The organism is Enterobacter wuhouensis, from assembly GCF_004331265.1.
Classification (GTDB): domain Bacteria; phylum Pseudomonadota; class Gammaproteobacteria; order Enterobacterales; family Enterobacteriaceae; genus Enterobacter; species Enterobacter wuhouensis.
Genome location: NZ_SJOO01000003.1, coordinates 147,759 through 167,180, shown reverse-complemented (window position 1 = coordinate 167,180; position 19,422 = coordinate 147,759). Strand labels below are relative to the sequence as shown.

Genomic DNA, 19,422 nt, shown 5'->3' with positions numbered 1-19,422 from the left:
CTGCCCTCTCCCAGAGGGAGAGGGTATTCAAGTTCCCTCTCCCTCTGGGAGAGGGTTAGGGTGAGGGGGCATCAGGCCGCACTCACTCACCCCATCCATACGAAAATGTTATTTGCATCACAATCCAAACTGCAAATTAATGTGGATTGCATTTTTTTGCGGGAGGTAACAAAACATATCGTTGCCAACTGATAGAATTGCATCAAATAACAACCCTGAATGTTCCCAAAACAACATATCTCCCGCTCACTTGTGAGGAAAGTAACATGAACCTTAAGCTGCAGCTTAAAATCTTGTCGTTTCTGCAGTTCTGCCTGTGGGGTAGCTGGCTGACCACACTCGGCTCCTATATGTTTGTGACGCTCAAGTTCGACGGTGCGTCTATCGGTGCCGTATACAGTTCGCTCGGTATTGCGGCTGTCTTCATGCCAACGCTGCTCGGTATCGTGGCGGATAAATGGTTAAGTGCGAAATGGCTGTACATGCTTTGCCATCTGGTGGGTGCGGGGACGCTGTTTATGGCGGCCGAAGTGACCACGCCGGGGGCGATGTTCATGGTGATCCTGCTTAACTCGCTGGCCTATATGCCAACGCTTGGCCTGATCAACACCATCTCCTACCACCGCATCAAGTCTGCGGGCATGGACATCGTGACCGACTTCCCGCCAATCCGCATCTGGGGCACCATCGGCTTTATCATGGCGATGTGGGGCGTGAGCTTCGCAGGCTTCGAGCTGAGCCATATGCAGCTCTATATCGGTGCGGCGCTCTCCGTGGTGCTGGCGCTGTTCACCCTGACGCTGCCGCACATTCCGGTGTCTAACCAGCAGAAAAACCAGAGCTGGAGCGCCATGCTCGGCCTGGACGCGTTCGCGCTGTTTAAAAACAGACGCATGGCGATCTTCTTTATCTTCTCCATGCTGCTGGGCGCGGAGCTGCAGATCACCAACATGTTCGGCAACACCTTCCTGCACAGCTTCGATAACAACCCGCTGTTTGCCGGAAGCTTTATCGTCGAGCACGCGTCGGTGATGATGTCCATCTCCCAGATCTCTGAGACGCTGTTCATCCTGACCATCCCGTTCTTCCTGAGCCGCTACGGCATCAAGAACGTCATGCTGATCAGTATCGCCGCCTGGATGCTGCGCTTCGGCCTGTTCGCCTACGGCGACCCAAGCCCGTTCGGCACCGTGCTGCTGGTGCTGTCGATGATCGTTTACGGCTGCGCCTTCGACTTCTTCAACATCTCCGGTTCGGTGTTCGTGGAGAAAGAGGTGAAGCCTGAAATCCGCGCCAGCGCGCAGGGCATGTTCCTGATGATGACCAACGGCTTCGGCTGTATTCTGGGCGGCGTGGTGAGCGGTAAAGTGGTAGAGATGTACACCACCAACGGCATCACCGACTGGCAGCCCGTGTGGCTGATCTTCGCGGCGTACTCGCTGGTGCTGTTCTTCGCGTTCATCGCGCTGTTCAAGTACAAGCACGTGCGCGTGCCGAACGGTGCGCAGCCGATTGCGCATTGATCCTTGATGTGTTGTGCCCGGTGGCGCTGCGCTTACCGGGCCTACAAAACCAGACCGTAGGCCGGGTAAGGCGAAGCCGCCACCCGGCTATTTTATTGCAGACAGCACCCACCCCACCGACAGCAAATCCGCACTGCCGCCCGGGCTCAGGTTCCGTTCAATCAATGCCTTATCCATCTTAAGCAGCGCCTCGCGATCCCAGCCGTTAGCCAGTAATTCCCGCGCGTAGCCCTGAACGTAGCGCAACCCTTCAATGCCGCCGCGCGACACGAGATTACTGTCCTGATTGACCGCCATCAGGCGCAGCAGCAGGCCGTGAAGCGACTGTCCGTTCCACTGCGCCAGCGCCCTGCGCGCCGTCGCAAAGCCGCTTTCCGCCTCGCCGCGCGCGCCGGTTAGGCCGTACTGCTGAAACTGCCGCTCGCCTGCCGTCGCCTGCCCGCTGCGCCCGGACAGCTCACGCGACACCAGCCCGCAGCAGATGTTACTCACCTCACAGCAGAGGCTGTCAGCGGAGATACTTTTCACACGTCCGGCGGCGAAGCACAGTAAACCCAGGGCAAAAACCCCGCCTTTGTGCGTGTTCACGCCGTTCGTCGCGGCGTACATCGCCTGCTCGCAGGCCATCCCCATCGGGCGGATAATCCGAAGCTGTGCGTCAGCGGGCTTATCCGCATGCGCGTCACCCAGCTCGGCAAAGCGCGAAAACCACGGCGCAATCGCCGTAATGCTGCGCACGAACAGCGCGTGGTCCATATCGCGATGGGAACCGTTATTGAGCTTGTCCACCAGCCCCGGCTTGGGCGTCAGCTCCAGCTCCTGCCACAGCGCCGCTTCGGCAAGCGCGGGCACGTCAACCGGGCGCGGCTTAGTCGCGAGCAAACCAGTCATCGATCGTCTTCTCCACGCGGGAAACTACCGCCTCAACAGGATGCTTTCGCGAACGGGAACAGGCGTGAGCGGGCTCGTCGCAGATCAGGCAGCGTCTGAGATTCGCCCCCAGCGACTGACGCCCGACGTGGCCGTACTGAGGGCAGATCACGTCCAGATCCCACAGCCTGCCGAGCGGGTGCGTCTGCTCCAGATCCGTACAGTGCGCTTTGATTTCCGTCGCCGGATGGGCCACGCACCACAGGGCTTCTGGCCCGGTAGGGAGCCACAGCACCTGGCGGTCCAGCACCTGCCAGCGATTCTCCCACAGCAGCTGGTCGCACATTTGCAGCGTCACGCCCATGGTATTGCGATAGCGCAGGCTGTCTTTGATTTCCCCTGGCGTGACCAGCGTGAGGGAAATCACCGGTTGTTGATAGTGCTCAAGCATGTCAGCCTGGCGCGCCGCGCGGCGATCTTTCGCCGCCAGCAGTTCGTCCAGGCTGACACCCGCCCGCACGGGTGTCGCTGTTGTCATAACTACTCCTTTACCTGCCGTACGGTGTCGATCACGCTGCCGTCGCGGTAGCGGATCACCCCGACGATTTTGTCTGTAAATTCAATCGGTTTCGGTACGCCCGTCAGGGAAATCGCCCGCTCGTAAAGCGCGCTGATATCCACAACGTTGAGCCCGGCTTCCAGCAGCCGCTCGCGGATCTCCGGGCGGGCCGGGTTGACCGCAATGCCGTGGTCGGTGACCAGCACGTCGATGCTTTCGCCCGGCGTGAGGCGTGTGGTGACGCGCTTCACGACCGTCGGAATACGGCTGCGCAGCAGCGGCGCGACTACAATGGTCAGGTTCGCCGCGGCGGCCACGTCGCAGTGCCCGCCGGACGCGCCGCGCATCACCCCGTCGGAGCCAGTGATCACGTTGACGTTGAAATCGACGTCGATTTCCAGGGCGCTAAGGATCACCACGTCGAGCTGGTCGCAGCTTGCCGCCTTGCTGCCGGGGTTGGCGTAAACGTTGGTGGAGATCTCCACGTGGTTCGGGTTGCGTGCCAGCGAGGCCGCCGCCTGGCCGTCAAAGCACTGGGTGTCGAGCAGCTTTTCGATGAGCCCCTTCTCGTGCAGATCCACCAGGCTGCCGGTGATGCCGCCGAGCGCAAAGCGCGCCTTCACGCCGCTGCGCTCCATTTTCTCCTCCATAAAGCGCGTGCAGGCGGTCGCCGCCGCGCCGGAGCCGGTCTGCATCGAGAAGCCCGGTTTGAAGTAGCCGGAGTGTTCAATGACGTCCGCCGCATAGCGGGCAATCATCAGCTCGCGCGGGTTGCTGGTGACGCGCGCCGCGCCGACGCTGATTTTCGCCGGGTCGCCCACGCTTTCAACCTGCACGATGTAGTCCACCTGGTCCTGCACCAGGCTGGCGGGCATATTGGGGAACGGCACCAGGGCTTCGGTCAGTAGCACCACCTTGCGGGCAAAGTGCGCATCCACCATCGCGTAGCCGAGCGAGCCGCAGCACGATTTGCCGTGCGTCCCGTTGGCGTTGCCAAACTCATCGCTGCACGGCACGCCGAGAAACGCCACGTCAATATTCAGCTCGCCGTCCTGGAGCAGCTTCACGCGCCCGCCGTGGGAGTGAATTTGCACCGGCTCGTCCATCAGCCCGTGGGAGATGGCGTCCGCCAGCCTGCCGCGCATGCCCGAGGTGTAAATCCGGGTGATGACGCCGCTTTCAATATGCTCGATCAGCGCGTCGTTGCAGGTCATCAGCGAGCTGGAGGCCAGCGTCAGGTTTTTGAAGCCCATCCGCGCCAGCAGCGCCACGACGGTGTTGATCACCCTGTCGCCTTCGCGAAACGCATGGTGGAAGGAGATGGTCATCCCGTCCTGCAGGCCGCAGCGCTTAACGGCCTCTTCAACAGAGGCGCAGAGCTTGCGGCTGTGCTTCGCGTCGGTGTCCGCCAGCCACGGCGTCGCGCTGTGGGCGGTATCAAAGGGTTTTAAGTCCCGCAGATGGGGAAAATTCACGTGAAGAAGTTCTGTCTGATTCATCATCTCATCCTTACCGACGCACGCCGGAGGCCGCCGCGCGCTCCAGCACCACCTGCGCGTGGTTAATAATCGGTGCATCCACCATTTTGCCGTTGAGCGACACCACGCCGAGGCCGTTACGCTCGCCCTCTTCTGCCGCCTCAATCACCCTTCTGGCGTGATCCACCTCTTCCTGCGTCGGGGCGTAGGCGTTGTGCAGCAGGTCAATCTGGCGCGGGTTAATCAGCGATTTGCCGTTGAAGCCCATCTTGCGGATCAGATCGACCTCGCGCAGGAACCCGGCCTCGTCGTTAACGTCTGACCACACCACGTCGAAGGCGTCGATGCCCGCCGCGCGGGCGGCGTGCAGCACGGCGCAGCGGGCGTAGAACAGCTCGGTGCCGTCGCCGCGCTCGGTCTGCATGTCCATCACGTAGTCAAAGGCGGCCAGCGCGATGCCGATGAGGCGCGGGGAGCTACGGGCAATCGCCACGGCGTTGATAACGCCAATGGCCGACTCAATCGCCGCCATCACGCGGGTGGAGCCGACCTCGCGGCCGCACTCGCGTTCGATACGCTCGAGGTGGCCTTCCAGCTCGTAGATATCGTCCGGCGTGTCGGTTTTCGGCAGGCGGATCACGTCCACGCCGGCCCGCACGGCGGCTTCCAGATCCAGCAGGCCAAACGGCGTGCTGAGCGGGTTAATGCGCACCACGGTTTCGATATCCTGATACATCGGGTGCTGCAGCGCGTGGAACACCAGCATGCGCGCGGTATCCTTCTCGCGCAGGGCGACGGCGTCCTCAAGGTCAAACATGATGGAGTCGGGACGGTAGATAAAGGCGGTTGAGAGCATGGCGGCGTTGGCGCCCGGCAGGAACAGCATGCTGCGGCGGAGTTTGCTCATTTCAGCGCCCCCCAGCTGATGGCCTGTTCATCGGCGGCACGCATCAGCGCGCTTTGCAGGCGGGCGCGGATAACACAGTCCAGCGCCCCTTTGTCTTCAATAATGATTAATCCCTGGTGCACGTTCATGGCGCGCAACGTGTCGTTGACCACCTGGCGGATCTGCTCGCCAAACTGCTTAATCACTTCACTGTGGATGACTATCTCCAGCTCGCAGTGAGCGGGAGCGATTTTCACCATCAGGTCGCTGGACTCCTGCGTTCCGGCCAGCGCCTCCCTTACAATATTCATGATAAATTCCTGATAGTTATGCGACTTCCGCACTCGCACGATAGTGTGCTTCGAGGTGCGCGAAGGTGGAGTCCGGGACAATCTCCCGGATCCGGGAAAACTGCTGTGTCTTGAGTAAACGGCGCACTTCCGAGGCCGAAATGGCGTTGCCGGTGGCCTTGATGCGCGGCATCTCCACCACTTCAATATGCGTGGCCAGCAGGTCGTGCAGCGTCTGGTTGTACTGGCGGGTGATATCGCAAAACGGCTCCGAGCCGATGAAGCGGTGCGTGATGCCGAGCGCCGGGGCGATGAAGTCGCGGAAGATCAGCACGTCAATCTCGCTCCACGCCTGCTGCACCCTGCCGGTCTCCTTCAGGAAGTAGGCCGGGAAGGTGGCGCGGGAGATGATGTACTGCGAACCTTCATGCACCACCACGTTCGGCAGATGCGCCACGCCCGCGCGCACCATCTCGAGGCGCGCGCTGAACGGGAAGAACGAGGCGTCTTCACGCACCACGAACAGGTGCAGGGCATCGCACCGCGTCGCCGCCTGCTCCACCAGATGGCGGTGGCCGAGGGTGAACGGATTGGCGTTCATCACTATCGCGCCAATGTTCTCCCCGCACTTGCGCTTCGCGCGCAGGGAACGGCAGTAGCGTTCGATCCCCTGCGGGGTGTTCTCCATCAGCACCGCGTTGTTCCCGCTTTGGGCAATCGGCCAGAAGCCGCTGCGGGCAAAGCGCTCCCGGTTGCACGGACGGGTGCAGAGGAAGAGGTGAAAATGGCCGTGCGCCAGCGCCGCATTTTCCACCTCTGCCAACAGCCGCGCGCTGAGGTTCTCGCCGCGAAGCTGCTCGTCGACCGCCACGCACTTGATGACGTTGGCAGCAAGCCCTGCGCAACCCACCAGCTGCGCGCCGGACCAGGCTTCGACAAACAGCGTGATGTCGTTGTCCAGGCCAAGGCCGCTGTCTGCCAGCAGGTAGCGGATCTGGCTTAAGCGTTCAGGATGTTTCGCCACGACGGTGTGGCGAAAATCGATGGGTTGCGAGTGCATGCCGCCTTCCTCAGTGTGCTGCCGCAAGCCCGACGGCCGGCGCTTCCATAATCACGTTGCTCAGGTGACCGATATGCTCGATCTCCACCTCAATGCGATCGCCCTCCTTCATAAACAGCGGCGGGTTGCGCTTTTTACCCACGCCGCCCGGAGATCCGGTGATGATCACGTCGCCAGGGCTTAAGCGGGTGAAGGTGCTGATGTACTCGATCAGCTCCGCAACCTTGTGGATCATGCTGCTGGTGTTGTCTTCCTGCACCATGCGGCCGTTCAGCCAGGTGCGGATAGCCAGCTGATGCGGATCCGGGATCTCGTCCGCCGTCGCCATCCACGGGCCAAACGCGCCGGTCTGACGCCAGTTTTTACCGGCGGTGAACCAGGTGTGCTGCCAGTCGCGGGCGGAGCCGTCCATGTAGCAGCTGTAGCCCGCCACGTGGCGCAGGGCGTCGTCGCGGCTGATGTTCTCACCGCCTTTGCCGATGATCACCGCCAGCTCGCCTTCGTAATCGAATTCGCTGGAGTGGCGCGGCTTCAGCACCGGCTCGTTGTGGCCGGTCTGTGAATCCGGGAAGCGGACAAACAGCGTCGGGGCCGGGTTGTGCTGGTCAAACTCCTTGCGCTTGTCGGCGTAGTTCATGCCCACGCAGAGGATTTTTTCCGGCTGCACAATCACCGGTAAGAAGGTGATGGCGCTTAGCGGCACGTCTACCGCATCGTTCAGAAAGCGGGTGGCCTGCGCCAGCCCGTTGCCCTGCAGCAGCGCCTTGAGGTCGCCGTAGCGGTCGCCCAGACGGCGGCCTAAATCAATCACGCCCTCGGCCTGGACGATGCCGTAGCTGCGTTTTCCCTGGTATAAAAAGCTTGCGAGTTTCATTGTTATTTCCTGAAAACTTAGACGAGGAAGTTGCCCAGAATCAGCAGTGAGATAGAGACGTTAATCGCCCCGCCGATTCGGGTAGCAATCTGGGCGAACGGCATCAGGCTCATACGGTTGCCTGCGGTCAGGATCGCCACGTCGCCGGTACCGCCCTGGCCGCTCTGGCAGCAGGAAACGATGGCGACATCAATCGGGTGCATGCCAATCTTTTTGCCGACGAAGAAACCGGTCGCCACCAGCGCGGAAACGGTGCTGACGATCACCAGCAGGTTGCTGACGGTGAACGCTGCGACCAGCTCATGCCACGGGGTGATGGCCACGCCGACGGCAAACAGAATCGGGTAGGTCACGGAGGTCTGGAAGAATTTGTACACCACCTGCGAGCCTTCCAGCAGGCGCGGAGAGGCGCCGTTGCAGAGCTTCACCAGCACCGCCATAAACAGCATGCCGACCGGAGCAGGAAGGCCAATCAGCTTGTGGCCGAGCATGCCCAGCATGTAGAGCAGCACCGCCAGCAGCGCGCCGGAGGCGATGGTGGTGACGTCCGCTTTGCCGGAAAACGCGGGCTGAGAGACGGTGGCATCGGCATTCGCGCGGTTCGGCATCAGCTGGCCTTCACCGGTCAGGTGCGGGTAGCGTTTACCGAGCTGGTTCAGGCAGCCGGAGATGATGATTGCCGTCAGGCCGCCGAGCATGACCATCGGCAGCACGCGGCCGAGCGCCACGCCCTGGTCCATGTGCAGCAGGGTGGCATAGCCGATGGAAAGCGGGATCGCCCCTTCCCCGACGCCGCCCGCCATAATCGGAAGAATGATAAAGAAGAAGATCTGGAACGGCTCAAGGCCCAGCGCCAGGCCCACGCCCATCCCCACCAGCATGCCGACGATTTCGCCGCACAGCATCGGGAAGAAGATGCGCAGGAAGCCCTGAATCAGCACGGTGCGGTTCATGCTCATGATGCTGCCAACGATAATGCAGCAGATGTAGAGATAGAGAATGTTGGTGGATTTGTAGAACTTGGTGGTGGACTCGACCACCACGTCCGGCAGCAGGCCATAGTAGACCAGCGCGGAAGGGATAAAAGTGGCGCAAATCGCCGCCGCGCCGAGCTTGCCGACAATTGGCAGGCGTTTGCCAAACTCGCCGCAGGCAAAGCCGAAGAAGGCCAGCGTTGCTACCATCACCACGATATCGCTCGGCAGCTTTCCGCCCAGGCAGTCAATGGCAATTAGCGCGCCCGCCAGCACGAACAGCGGCAGAGGAATAATCCCGATTTTCCAGGTATCCATAATATGCCACCAGCGCTCTTTGAGCGAAGGTCGCTGAATTTCAATCGGGTCGTGGGTAACAGAGAAAGAATCGTCAGTTGTGCTCATAATAAGCCCCTTAGTTATTTTGTGCGTTCAGCTTAGAGTCACAAAGGCTTACTTTATGTGAGGAATGGCATATTAAAAGCGAAGTTTTAATGGCAGCTATGGTTTTAATGGTTTCTTTTATTTAACGTGATTTATAGCTTATTTATTGCCGTGGTTTTTATGGTTTTTTTTCTTAATTGAACATACAAATAACATTTATTAATTTAGCCTTAAGGCGCAAGCTCTTTCAGATAAATCTTTTACAGGGCATGCTGTGCAAGGGATCACAAGTTTTCGGCAAAGCGGGCATCCCTTTGTTAAAAGATGATATATTGAGCCGACCTGTTGATACCAGACGTGATAGTTATGAAAGTGTCGTTTCAGATCAAGCTGTTTATTTCACTGGTCGCCTTTTTCTCAGTGCTGTTTGCGCTGCTGGGCGGATATTATTATGTCGACGTCGGCAGGCAGCTTTATCAGGAAATGAGCGCACGCGCAAAAATACAGGCTGAGGAAATCGCCCTTATTCCTTCCCTGCGAAAAGAGGTCGAACAAAAGGATATCCAGGGCATCCATGACTTTATGCAGAAATTAGCCGCCCACAGCGACGCCAGCTTTATTGTGATTGGCGACAATAAAGGCCTTCATCTTTTTCACTCCGTCTTTGCCGACCGGGTGGGAAAGACGCTTGTCGGGGGAGATAACGAAGAGGTCCTGCACGGGAAAAGCACCACCACGATCCGCAAGGGCGGCTTAGGCATTTCGCTGCGCAGCAAAGCGCCCATTTTTAACGATGCCGGGCAGGTGGTGGGGATTGTCTCGGTGGGCTATCTCACGAGCTACCTGGACACCATCACCGTTAGCAAAGTGGTCAACATCCTGATTGCGGCCGTGCTGCTGCTGATCGCCCTGTTTATCTTCTCCTGGTTCTTCACCCGCAGTATTAAAAAGCAGATCTTCTCTCTGGAACCGCGCGAGATCGGCCTGCTGGTGCGCCAGCAGAAAGCGATGATGGAGTCCATCTACGAAGGGGTGATCGCCATCGACGACGATCTGCGCATTGAGGTGATCAATCAGGCGGCGCGTAAATTATTGGGATTAAGCCAGCCTGCTCGCGAACTTCGGGGGCAGCTGATAAGCCAGGTGATCGATCCGGTGCCGTTCTTCACTCCCCAGACCATGCTGGTGAAAGATACCCACGATGAGATCTGCCGCTTTAACGACCTCACCGTAATAGCCAGCCGGGTGCGGATCATGCTGGAAGATTCGCTCCAGGGATGGGTGATCACTTTCCGCGATCGCAACGAGATCGACTCGCTCAGCGCCCAGCTCAGCCAGGTTAAGCGCTACGTTGATAACCTGCGCATCATGCGCCACGAGCAGCTCAACCGGATGACCACCCTTTCAGGCCTGCTGCATATGGGGCGCTACGAGGAGGCCATTGGCTATATTCAGGCGCAGTCAGAGCATGCGCAGGAGCTGCTGGACTTTATCTCGTCGCGCTTTAGTTCTCCGACGCTGTGCGGCCTGCTGCTGGGCAAAGCCGCCCGCGCCCGCGAGAAGGGCGTGGAGCTGAGCTTCGATCCGGCCTGTCGAATGGACAAGCCTTTCCTGCCGCTGCTTGAATCGGAACTTATCTCGATTATCGGGAACCTGCTGGATAACGCCATTGAGGCGACGCAGCGCTCGCCGCTGCCGCATGCCCCGGTCGACGTACTGATTAAGCTGAGCGAGCGGGAGCTGATCGTGGAAGTGGCCGACCAGGGCGTCGGCATTAAACCGGCGATCCGCGATCGGATATTTGAACGCGGCATCACCACCAAAACGCGCGGCGATCATGGCATTGGCCTGTATCTGATCGAAAGCTATGTCACGCAGGCGGGCGGCACAATAGAAGTTGCCGATAACACCCCGCGCGGGGCTATTTTCTCTCTCTTTATTCCCGCTACGGATGCCGCCCGACGTCCTGCACAGGAAATGGAAGATACTGATTATGCAACATGAACTTATCGACGTACTGATTGTTGAAGACGAGAACGAACTGGCGCAGCTGCACGCGGAGTTAATCAGTAAACATCCGCGTCTGAGGCTGGTGGGGATTGCCACGTCGCTGGCGGACGCGCAGGCACAGCTTGAGAGCAAGCAGCCGCAGCTGATGCTGCTGGATAACTACCTGCCGGACGGCAAGGGCATCACGCTTATCAGCAACCCAATGCTGGCCCGCGCCAACTGCTCGGTGATTTTCATTACCGCCGCCAGCGATATGGACACCTGCAGCCAGGCGATCCGCAACGGGGCGTTTGACTACATCCTCAAACCGGTGTCATGGAAAAGGCTCAGCCAGTCGCTGGAGCGCTTTGTGCAGTTCGCCGAGCAGCAGCGCGTCTGGAAGATTGTCGACCAGCAGAACGTGGATTCCCTTTATCTGCTGCAGGCGAAAAATTACCGCCAGGATAACGGCAGCAAAGGCATTGAGGAAAATACGCTGGCGCGGGTACAAACGCTATTTAACGACAAGGCGACGCACTGTTTTTCGGTGGACGAAGTGGTGAGCGAGACGGGTTTGAGTAAAACCACCACCCGGCGCTATCTGGAACACTGCGTCGAGGCGGGGTTTCTCAGCGTGGAGATGCTGTACGGGAAAATTGGGCATCCGAGGAGGATGTACAAACGTAGTGCGGCATAACTCCCCTCACCCCGGCCCTCTCCCCAAAGGGGCGAGGGTGAAAAGACGGCTCCGTGCAATCCCCTCTCCCCTTTGGGGAGAGGGTTAGGGTGAGGGGTGAGGCCAACGGCCCACACTACCTCAACACGTACCCATACAGCCGCTTAATCCCGTCCGCATCCTTCTCGCTGTATACGCCCTGCAGCTCCGGCGAGAAGCCCGGCAGCAGGTTAATGCCCTCCTCAAGCGCCAGGAAGTAACGCTGCACCGCCCCGCCCCAGACTTCACCCGGCACCACGCACAGCACGCCAGGGGGATACGGCAGGGCGCCCTCCGCGGCAATGCGCCCTGCGGCATCCCGTATGCGAACCAGCTCCACCTCGCCGCGAATATACTCCCGGTTGGCATCCTGCGGGTTCATCACCACCGCTGGCAGGCTCTCCTGACGGAACATCGCCTTCTGCAGATCCTTGACGTTAAAGCTGACGTAGAGATCGTGCATCTCCTGGCACAGCTGGCGGATCGTGTAATCACGGTAGCGCACGGGATATTTCTGGAAAATGGTCGGCAGCACGTCGGCCAGCGGGGTGTCGTCTTCAATATGCTGCTCAAACTGACCCAGCATCGCAACCAGCTGCGCCAGCTTCTCGCTGCTTTCGGCAGGGGTCAGCAGGAACAGGATTGAGTTGAGATCGCACTTCTCCGGCACGATGCCGTTCTCACGCAGGTAGTGCGCCAGAATCGTCGCCGGGATACCGAAGTCCGTATACTCACCGGTTTCGGCATCGATACCCGGCGTGGTCAGCAGCAGCTTGCACGGGTCGACAAAATACTGCTCGCGGGCATAGCCCTCAAAACCGTGCCATTTTGCCCCCGGCTCGAAGCTGAAGAAGCGACGCTCGCTGGCAATGGTGTGCGTCGCATGATCCTGCCACGGACGCCCCGCCACCGTCGGTGGGATAAAGGGTTTAATCATATGGCAGTTGGCAATGATGGCCTTGCGCGCCTCAATGCCCAGCTCGACGCACTCCGCCCACAGCCTGCGTCCGCTTTCGCCTTCGTGAATTTTGGCGTTTACGTCCAGCGCCGCAAACAGCGGATAAAACGGGCTGGTGGACGCGTGCAGCATAAAGGCATTATTCAGCCGCTTGTGCGGGCAGAAGCGCGCCTGACCGCGAAGGTGGTTATCCTTTTTATGGATCTGCGAGGTTTGCGAGAACCCGGCCTGCTGCTTATGCACCGACTGGGTCACGAAAATCCCAGGATCGTTCTCGTTCAGCTCCAGCAACAGCGGGGACGTTTCCGCCATCATTGGAATAAACTGCTCGTAGCCCACCCAGGCGGAGTCAAACAGGATGTAGTCGCAGAGGTGGCCGATCTTGTCGATCACCTGACGCGCGTTATAGATCGTGCCGTCGTAGGTGCCCAGCTGAATGATCGCCAGGCGGAACGGGCGGGCCTCGTTGGCCTTCTCTGGCGCCACGTCACGGATCAGATTGCGCAGGTACGCATCGTCGAAGCAGTGCTCATCGATCCCGCCGATAAAGCCGAACGGGTTTCGCGCCGCCTCAAGGTAGACCGGCGTAGCCCCTGCCTGAATCAGCGCGCCGTGATGGTTAGATTTGTGGTTATTGCGGTCAAACAGCACCAGGTCACCGCGGGTCAGCAGCGCGTTGGTGACAACCTTATTCGCGGCTGAGGTGCCGTTCAGCACGAAGTAGGTTTTATCGGCATTAAAGACTTTCGCCGCGAACTTTTGCGCGTGCTTGGCGGAACCTTCGTGGATAAGCAGATCGCCCAGCTTCACGTCCGCGTTGCACATATCGGCGCGAAAGACGTTCTCACCGAAGAACTCATAGAACTGCCGCCCCGCCGGATGCTTCCTGAAAAACGCGCCGTGCTGGTGGCCCGGACAGGCAAAGGTGCTGTTCCCCATCGCTACGTACTGGCTCAGGGTGTCAAAAAAGGGCGGCAGCAGGTTCTCTTCGTAACGGCAGGCGGCAGATTCCAGTTCCAGGAACTCTTGCGCTTTACCGGCGAGGGTGGCGGTGACGCCTTCAGGAACCTCCGTCGGCTCCTGCGAGAACATAAACACCGGCAGCTGAAAGCCCGTGCGTTTCAGCAGCGCAAGAATGCCGCTGCGGCTTTCCGCCACCGTAATGACGACTGCCGCCACGTCGGTAAAATCGGTGCTGTCCAGCGTTACCTTTTCGCGGTGCGTAGAGACAGCGGAGACCAGCTCGCGGCTGACGGCAATTTTCATGGTTTTCATAGGCGCAGTTACCCTCACCGGGCGGTGAGACAGGGAGGAGAAAATTCGCGCAATAATGTCACCTTTTATTTTTAGGTGCAACAGAGAATCAGTATGCACTAAGCCTTGCAAAGCTAAGCCAGATGCAGCGTTGACGTGTCATAATCATGCAATACCAATGATTAAGTAACAGGAGTTAACCGTGGTTATCGGACCCTTTATTAACGCCGGAGCCGTTTTACTGGGCGGCGTTCTGGGCGCGCTTCTAAGCCAGCGGCTGCCGGAGCGTATTCGCTCCTCGATGCCGTCGATATTTGGGCTGGCATCGTTGGGCATCGGCATACTTTTAGTGATTAAATGCGCCAACCTGCCGGTGATGGTGCTGGCGACCCTGCTCGGCGCGCTGATCGGCGAGTTCTGCTACCTGGAAAAAGGCATCAATAACGCGGTAGGTAGAGCCAAAAACCTGATTGCCCGCCCCGGCAAGGCGAAACACGGCACGCATGAGACGTTTATTCAGAACTATGTCGCCATCATTATTCTGTTTTGCGCCAGCGGCACGGGGATTTTCGGTTCAATGCAGGAAGGGATGACCGGCGATCCCAGCATATTGATTGCTAAGGCGTTTCTCGATTTCTTTACCGCCACCATTTTCGCCACCACGCTCGGCATCGCCGTTGCGGCGATTTGCGTGCCGATGCTGCTGATCCAGCTGGCGCTTGCTACCTGCGCCACGCTGATCCTGCCGCTGACCACGCCAGCAATGATGGCGGACTTCACCGCCGTTGGCGGCCTGCTGCTGCTGGCTACGGGGCTGCGCATCTGCGGGATTAAGATGTTTGCAGTGGTCAACATGCTGCCCGCCCTGCTGCTCGCCATGCCGCTGTCCGCGCTCTGGACGCACTTTTTTGCCTAAGATTACGGCGAACTGGTGAGAGAGTGTGCAGTCTGTAGCGAAATCAATAAATTTCGTTGACGGCGAAGGGTGAATCGGGTTTAATGCGCCCCGTTGCCCGGATAGCTCAGTCGGTAGAGCAGGGGATTGAAAATCCCCGTGTCCTTGGTTCGATTCCGAGTCCGGGCACCACTATTTAAAGAACCCGCCCACAAGGCGGGTTTTTGCTTTTCTGCTCCCCTACCCTCACCCACCGCCATCCCATTACCATCGTCGCCACAACAATTGTTCCCGCCGCCGCTACGTGCAGCAAAAAGTCCAGCGGATGCACTTCCACCGGATGGCAAAACGACAGCAGCGTCAGCGCCATACACGCCACGCCAGCGCCGGCTACGGCCAGCGTGCGCAGCGGATAAAGCGCCCGCGTCCGGCGCAAGTAGCCAATCACAATCGCCATCATTGGCGCGCTCACCGCCATCATATACAGATAGCAGTTCACTTCATCAGGGTGATGCGCCTGCAGGGGCGAGCGCCCGAGGCTGAGCATCGCGCAGCACAGCCAAAGCGCAATTAACGGTATAAACCATTTCCAGCCCAGCGGCCTGCGCCCGGCAATGCTTAATAAAAAAGCATTGCGAATGGCCAGCGTGCCGGTGATAAACGCGACCAAAAGCTGCAGCGCCGCCAGCAGCGCGCCGGATTGCGTCCAGTCCGTCACGGCTCTGTAAAACACCAGGCTGCTTAACCAGCCGCAGGGCAGCGCCGTCAGCAGCCAGGCGGCCACGCGCAGGCTGTTCGGCCACAGGCGGCGTACCGGCCCGGCATCCTGACTGAGCTGCGAAATTAACACATCATGATCGGCCATGTTTTGCTCCCATCCGGCGAAGGTTAGTGATTGCTCTGTGCAGTAACGACTTCACCGCTGCCACGCTTAGATTATTGCGCGCGGCGGCCTCGGCGAGGCTCATCTCCTGCAGGTGGATATGCTCCACAATCTGACGCTGGCGCACGGGAAGCTGGTCTAATATCAGCACCAGTTCCTCCCCTCGCTCATCCGGGTCCGACATGCTCTCTGAGGCTGAGTCAGGCAGATCCTCGTCATTCGCCTCACGCAGCCGATGGCGGCCACGCTTGCGCAATGCGTCAATGGTCCGGGCCTGCGTAATCGCCATCAGCCACGGCAGAAAAGGACAGGCAGGATCGTAGGTATGCCGTATCCGATGAACCGTCAGCAGAACATCCTGGATGACGTCATCCACCAGCACGCGATCGGCAATCTGTTTGCGGACAATGCCCCGGATCGCCGGAACGATGGCCCGCAACAGATGCGTATAGGCATCGCGATCGCCCGCCTGCGCGCTTGCCATCAGTGCGGGCCATGCTTCGCGCGGCGCTAAGCCGCTATCCATATTCCGCCATGCGCGTTACCTCATGCTTTTTTACCGGATGCCTGATTAAGCGCGTCAACCACAATCGCGGGGGTCAGTACCTGCGGCAATACTTTCGGCGCGCCGCCATCCGCCGGGTAGACCACATACAGCGGCAAACCGCCCTGCCCGAACGTGCTCATCGCGTCATCGATATCGGCGTTAAATTTGGTTGAATCCGCCACCATATAGACGGTGCCCGTTCTGGCAAGCGCCTGCTTTACCGCCGCTGTTGAAAGTGACGTCCGCTCGTTGACCTGACAGGTAATGCACCACGACGCGGTAAAATCGACAAAGATGGCTTTACCGTGCCCGCGCATCTCCTCAACCGTCTGCGGCGACCATGTCACCCGCGTGATGTTTTCCGCACCCGGCGCGTCCGGCTGCGACGGCTGAGTGTGCAGCATTCCCGGCAGAGGGCCCACTGCCGCCACAAACAGTACCACCGTCACCGCCAGCAGCGCTTTGTATGACTGCCCGATGTAGCGCCTACGCTGGGCGATGCCGTACAGCCACGCCGCAAAAGCCACCACCACGGCGCAGGCCAGCATAACCGCCAGCGCCGTCGTACCTGCCTGCTGCGTCAATACCCACACCAGCCAGGCGAATGCCCCCAGCATCGGAAAAGCCAGCCCGCGCTTGAGAACATCCATCCAGGCGCCGGGTCGCGGCAGGCGTTCGGCTATCGCCGGGAACAGTGAGATCAGGGTAAAGGGCGCGGCAAACCCTAGCGCCAGCGCGAGAAAAATGCCCAGCGACACCACCGGTGGCTGCACCAGCGCATACCCTACGGCTCCCGCCATGAAGGGCGCCGAGCAGGGTGTTGCTACCACTATCGCCAGCGCCCCGGTTAACGCCGAGCGGGTAAAGGCCCCGCGGCCAACCGAGATCTCTCCCGCCCGCTGCAGCGACAATCCCACTTCAAACACGCCAAGCAGGTTCAGCGCCGCGCCGAGGATAATCAGCGCCAGGGCAGCAATCACCAGCGGAGACTGGAGCTGGAACCCCCAGCCGACGGCCGTTCCTCCCGCTCGCAGCGCCAGCAGCACGCCCGCCAGGACCAGCATGGTAAAAATCACGCCCAGCAGAAAACCAAGCCCTTCGGTGCGCGCGCTTTTGGTGTCACCCTGATGGCGCAGAATGCCCAGCGCCTTGAGGGAGATCACCGGGAACACGCAGGGCATAAAGTTAAGAATAATGCCGCCCACAAAGGCGGCCAGCATGGCTGTTAGCATAGCGAACTCCGGCAGCTAAGTTACGAGTGCGAATTCGCGTATTTTTTCACTGCATCCATGGTTTTCTGGATGTGTTCGTCAGGGTTGCGGTCGGTATAGCTCAGCAGGATTTTACCGTCCGGCGCGATAACGAACGACGTCCGGTCAGAAACCGTTTTGCCGTTCATCTGCATCAGGGTCTGATACTCGGAAGCCACTTTCGCGCCGGGATCGGCCGCCACGGCAAATTTATCCCGACACTCCAGCTTCGAGAATTCATCCACCTGATCCACATTCCCGGCGGTGACGCCCACAACGGTCGCCCCCAGTTTTTTAAAGTCGTCGGTTGCTTCGGCGAAGGCGTGTGCCTCAAGGGTACAGCCTTTGGTAAATGCAGCCGGGAAGAAATAGAGGACCACCGGGCCTTTTTGCAGCGCCTGCTTGAGGGAGAAGGTCAGCGGTTTTCCCCCCAGAGCGCCCTGCAGGCTAAAGTCAGGGGCGCTCGCGCCCGCCTCAAGGGCGGCATTGGCGCTCAGGGTGAAGAGTGAAAGCGTGAGTACGGCGGCGGCGGACAGGGTTTTTAAACGTTTCATGGTCGGCTCCATCAGGGAAAAAGGTGCTGTATGAATAATAGTTCGCACGCTAAGCCCCGAAGGTTTCGCTCAGGGAGAAAAAAATCTGCGGGGGCGAAGCCTGCGTCATAGGAGATTGACGCTTATCTTCCAGCGGCGGAAAAAATGCTTCCTCCCCTTTCGCCTCCTGGCGGATAAGTGACTAATAGAATTGATAAAAATATATGGCACATCAATTGCATTAGGATAAAATTGGCTTTCTGGCACGGGTTTGTCCATGAGTATTAAAACGTTAAAAATCTATATTGAACCGGCATCACTTCCTTTGACGCAGCAGCTCATCAATTATGTTCAGTCGATTGATGATGAAAACGTGTATAGCATCCTGATCCTCGAAAGACTCAAAATTAATATCGATGAAATACAAAATGGCAGAACCGTATACGCATATAAAGTGAATGAAAACCTGTCACAAAAGCTGAATAGCGTTGCCAGGTTCATCCTTAACAGGCCGGGTTTTAAGGTTGAAATACATACGAATATCTTTCGTGCGCAGGATATTTTGCTGCCGTTATTGAAACAGATCCTGCCGTTTATTCCGCAGGACACGCTGCAGCTTCACCTGTATGACGATGGTACAGGAACCCTTCTCCAGCGGGCCGAAATGCGTCGCTTCGACGGAAAAGTATTGAGTAAGATGATGCATGAGCGAGCGGAAGTGCTTCATCATCTCTTAACCTCAAATAAACCCCTGGATGCCTGGGAATGGAACGTGGTCGATAATTATGTCTGGCATTATTTCCTTGATGCGAAATATTACCTTCTCCAGTCGCCCCGTGAGAGTCAATCAGGTAACCGATTCTTTGATAAGCTTCAGCGCGCAACGGTACCGCTGAATTACGATGATGCCCACCCAGCCTTGCTATCAACGGTAAAAATATGGGATCGCCTGTTAGCCATCCCTGAAGGGCTGAGAGCGCAGCTATCAGAAACGGCAAAAAACAACGAGGCCGTTCTCTTTTTATCCACATATTATATTGATGTGCAAAAAAGAGAGGAGCATCATCGCGCGATGCTGAAAAAGATCGCAGAGCTTAAATCATCAGGCGCCCTGCCCGACGAGAAGCATATCATTTATAAGGGCCATCCCGTAAATGGTGAACGTAATCATGCGCTCCGCAGTGCCTTAGGGGAAAATATTACCGAACTCCCGGACAATATCCCCTTAGAATACCTGCACGCGCAAGGTTTACTGCCTAAAAACATCGCGGGCTGCTTCAGCTCTTCCTTTTTCAGCATGAAAAATAAAAACGTGAAGTTTGTCATTATGAACGGACATGCGGGTAACGATGTCAACAGAATGAATATCGAGCTCATTAAATTATACGGCTGCTTCGATACAGATAATATTATTTATCTTGAAGACCATGCTGGCTTATAGAGATTTAAGTATCCCGTCAATGTAAAAACATCCGCAAGGATCGCTTGCGGATGTGGGTG

General features: G+C 58.4%; 18 protein-coding genes and 1 tRNA gene. 6 read left to right on the top strand and 13 right to left on the bottom strand.

Features of this window, described 5'->3' with window-relative positions; translation table 11 throughout:
• The first annotated feature begins 266 nt into the window (after positions 1–266).
• Entirely contained in the window at positions 267–1,523 is a 1,257-nt protein-coding gene (locus E0L20_RS08345; RefSeq protein ID WP_131633556.1) for a nucleoside permease, read from the top strand.
• Positions 1,524–1,610: 87 nt separating this feature from the next.
• Here the strand turns inward: E0L20_RS08345 and citG are convergent, their stop codons facing one another.
• Genes citG through E0L20_RS08305 form a run of 8 tightly spaced genes read right to left on the bottom strand, consistent with a single transcriptional unit; the run spans position 1,611 to position 8,919 of the window.
• Positions 1,611–2,414, bottom strand: a complete 804-nt coding sequence (citG, locus tag E0L20_RS08340; RefSeq protein ID WP_131633555.1) for a triphosphoribosyl-dephospho-CoA synthase CitG — start codon at positions 2,412–2,414, stop codon at positions 1,611–1,613.
• Complete coding sequence (gene citX / locus E0L20_RS08335; protein WP_131633554.1) at positions 2,392–2,931, bottom strand: citrate lyase holo-[acyl-carrier protein] synthase; 540 nt, start codon at positions 2,929–2,931, stop codon at positions 2,392–2,394. The genes citG and citX overlap by 23 nt, the downstream gene beginning before the upstream one ends.
• Positions 2,932–2,933: 2 nt before the next feature.
• Positions 2,934–4,451, bottom strand: coding sequence for a citrate lyase subunit alpha (citF, locus tag E0L20_RS08330; RefSeq protein WP_131633553.1), 1,518 nt, complete (start codon positions 4,449–4,451; stop codon positions 2,934–2,936).
• Between the two features lie 10 nt (positions 4,452–4,461).
• The gene (gene citE / locus E0L20_RS08325) at positions 4,462–5,337 is read right to left on the bottom strand and encodes a citrate (pro-3S)-lyase subunit beta (RefSeq protein WP_029740740.1); all 876 of its coding nucleotides are present in this window, start codon (positions 5,335–5,337) and stop codon (positions 4,462–4,464) included.
• A complete protein-coding gene (gene citD, locus E0L20_RS08320; protein WP_131633552.1) occupies positions 5,334–5,627 on the bottom strand; it encodes a citrate lyase acyl carrier protein in 294 nt (97 codons plus the stop codon). Before citD ends, citE begins: the two co-directional genes overlap by 4 nt.
• A 16-nt stretch (positions 5,628–5,643) precedes the next feature.
• Positions 5,644–6,666, bottom strand: coding sequence for a [citrate (pro-3S)-lyase] ligase (gene citC, locus E0L20_RS08315; protein WP_131633551.1), 1,023 nt, complete (start codon positions 6,664–6,666; stop codon positions 5,644–5,646).
• Between the two features lie 10 nt (positions 6,667–6,676).
• Positions 6,677–7,540 (bottom strand): fumarylacetoacetate hydrolase family protein, encoded by an 864-nt coding sequence (locus E0L20_RS08310; protein ID WP_131633550.1) that lies wholly within the window; start codon positions 7,538–7,540, stop codon positions 6,677–6,679.
• 17 nt (positions 7,541–7,557) lie between these two features.
• Complete coding sequence (locus E0L20_RS08305; protein ID WP_023333366.1) at positions 7,558–8,919, bottom strand: 2-hydroxycarboxylate transporter family protein; 1,362 nt, start codon at positions 8,917–8,919, stop codon at positions 7,558–7,560.
• A gap of 345 nt (positions 8,920–9,264) precedes the next feature.
• On the opposite strand from E0L20_RS08305, the gene E0L20_RS08300 reads away from it, so the two are divergent.
• Together E0L20_RS08300 and E0L20_RS08295 are read left to right on the top strand one after the other, a co-directional pair.
• Positions 9,265–10,902 carry an ATP-binding protein gene (locus tag E0L20_RS08300; protein ID WP_131633549.1) on the top strand — a complete coding sequence of 546 codons (1,638 nt, stop codon included), beginning with the start codon at positions 9,265–9,267 and terminating at the stop codon, positions 10,900–10,902.
• The gene (locus E0L20_RS08295; protein WP_131633548.1) at positions 10,892–11,584 is read left to right on the top strand and encodes a response regulator; all 693 of its coding nucleotides are present in this window, start codon (positions 10,892–10,894) and stop codon (positions 11,582–11,584) included. Before E0L20_RS08300 ends, E0L20_RS08295 begins: the two co-directional genes overlap by 11 nt.
• Positions 11,585–11,699: 115 nt before the next feature.
• Here E0L20_RS08295 and E0L20_RS08290 read toward each other — a convergent pair whose 3' ends face one another.
• Positions 11,700–13,835, bottom strand: a complete 2,136-nt coding sequence (locus E0L20_RS08290; protein WP_131633547.1) for an ornithine decarboxylase — start codon at positions 13,833–13,835, stop codon at positions 11,700–11,702.
• 181 nt (positions 13,836–14,016) lie between these two features.
• On the opposite strand from E0L20_RS08290, the gene E0L20_RS08285 reads away from it, so the two are divergent.
• Positions 14,017–14,730, top strand: coding sequence for a DUF554 domain-containing protein (locus E0L20_RS08285; RefSeq protein ID WP_131633546.1), 714 nt, complete (start codon positions 14,017–14,019; stop codon positions 14,728–14,730).
• A 95-nt stretch (positions 14,731–14,825) separates the two neighbouring features.
• Positions 14,826–14,901: transfer RNA gene (locus E0L20_RS08280), tRNA-Phe, on the top strand.
• Between the two features lie 4 nt (positions 14,902–14,905).
• On the opposite strand, the gene E0L20_RS08275 is transcribed toward E0L20_RS08280, so the two are convergent.
• From E0L20_RS08275 to E0L20_RS08260, 4 genes are read right to left on the bottom strand one after another with little or no spacing between them, the layout of a single operon-like run.
• Positions 14,906–15,574, bottom strand: a complete 669-nt coding sequence (locus tag E0L20_RS08275; RefSeq protein ID WP_131633545.1) for an NrsF family protein — start codon at positions 15,572–15,574, stop codon at positions 14,906–14,908.
• On the bottom strand, positions 15,561–16,118 hold the full coding sequence (locus E0L20_RS08270) for an RNA polymerase sigma factor (protein ID WP_131633544.1): 558 nt from the start codon (positions 16,116–16,118) through the stop codon (positions 15,561–15,563). The genes E0L20_RS08275 and E0L20_RS08270 overlap by 14 nt, the downstream gene beginning before the upstream one ends.
• Before the next feature lie 20 nt (positions 16,119–16,138).
• Entirely contained in the window at positions 16,139–17,371 is a 1,233-nt protein-coding gene (locus E0L20_RS08265; protein WP_131633543.1) for a protein-disulfide reductase DsbD family protein, read from the bottom strand.
• 20 nt (positions 17,372–17,391) lie between these two features.
• Entirely contained in the window at positions 17,392–17,943 is a 552-nt protein-coding gene (locus E0L20_RS08260; RefSeq protein WP_131633542.1) for a peroxiredoxin, read from the bottom strand.
• A gap of 256 nt (positions 17,944–18,199) precedes the next feature.
• Here E0L20_RS08260 and E0L20_RS08255 point away from each other — a divergent pair, with 256 nt between their 5' ends.
• The gene (locus E0L20_RS08255) at positions 18,200–19,363 is read left to right on the top strand and encodes a polysialyltransferase family glycosyltransferase (RefSeq protein ID WP_131633541.1); all 1,164 of its coding nucleotides are present in this window, start codon (positions 18,200–18,202) and stop codon (positions 19,361–19,363) included.
• Positions 19,364–19,422 lie beyond the last annotated feature (59 nt).